Origin of the sequence: Streptomyces sp. UH6, from assembly GCF_013421635.1 — a bacterium.
GTDB classification, from domain to species: Bacteria; Actinomycetota; Actinomycetes; order Streptomycetales; family Streptomycetaceae; genus Streptomyces; species Streptomyces abyssomicinicus.
The window spans coordinates 1-1,216 of the sequence record NZ_JACADT010001332.1 but is presented as its reverse complement, the minus strand read 5'-3'; the positions used below and the strand labels follow the sequence as shown (position 1 = coordinate 1,216).

Genomic DNA, 1,216 nt, shown 5'->3' with positions numbered 1-1,216 from the left:
CGGCGCGTCGCCCGCGTCTGGGCCGAGGTCCTCGGCGTGCCGGAGGTCGGCGCCGACGACAACTTCTTCCACCTGGGCGGCGACTCGATCCTCAGCATGCAGGTGGTGTCCCGGCTGCGCCGCGAGGGACTGCACCTCGCCACCCGCGACCTGTTCGCCCACCAGACCGTCGCCGCACTGGCCGCCGTCGTCCGCACCGGACCGCAGCGCACCGGAGACGGCCCGGTCAGCGGCGAGGTGCCGCTCACCCCCATCCAGCAGTGGTTCCTGACCACCCCGCGCGCCGCGCACCACCACTTCAACCAGTCCCTCCTCCTCGAACTCGACGGCACACCCGACCCGGCGGCCCTGGAGACGGCCCTGGCCGCACTGCTCCACCACCACGACGCGCTCCGCATGCGCTTCACCCGGAACGCCGACGGCTGGCGCCAGTTCAACCCGCCGCCGGCCGAACGGCAGGACGTCCTGGTCCACCACCACCTGACGGGCCTGCCCCCGGAGCGGGTCCACGCCGTCATGGAGCGGGCCGCCGACGCACTCCACGCCGGCTTCGACCTGGAGCACGGGCCGCTGCTGGCCGCCGGGCTGTTCACCTCCGGCCCCGGACGCCCTGCCTTCCTCCTGCTGGTCGCCCACCACCTCGTGGTGGACGCCGTGTCCTGGCGGATCCTGCAGGACGACCTGGAGAGCGCCTACCACCAGGCGGTACGCGGCGAACCCGTCGACCTCGGGGAGCGCACCACCTCCTACCGCGACTGGGCCCGCGGGCTCGCGGCGCACGTGGCGGGCGGCGGCCTGGACCACGAAGTGCCCCACTGGGAGGAGGCGGTGACCGCCGAACCGCTGCCCGGCCCGGCCCTCCCCGACCCGGGCGCCTCCCACATGCTCACCGTGGAACTCGACGAGGAGGACACCGAGGCCCTGCTGCGCTCCGCCCCCACCGCCTACCGCACCCGCGTCAACGACGTCCTGCTGGCCGCCCTCGCCCTCGCCCTGGCCCGGTGGACCGGCGGGAAGCGGGTCCGCCTGGACCTGGAGAGCCACGGCCGCGAGGACCTGCTCGACGGGGTGGACCTGTCGCGCACCGTCGGCTGGTTCACCACCGTCCACCCGGTCGCGCTGAGCGTCGACACACCCGACGACCTCGGCCCCGGCCGCGACTGGCGCGCCCTGGTGAAGTCCGTGCGCCGCCAGCTGCGCGCCGTGCCGGGCAACG

General features: G+C 75.0%; 1 protein-coding gene. It reads left to right on the top strand.

Features of this window, described 5'->3' with window-relative positions; all coding sequences use genetic code 11:
* On the top strand, window positions 1-1,216 hold a 1,216-nt coding region (locus HW445_RS31675), incomplete at both ends, for a condensation domain-containing protein (protein WP_180224209.1).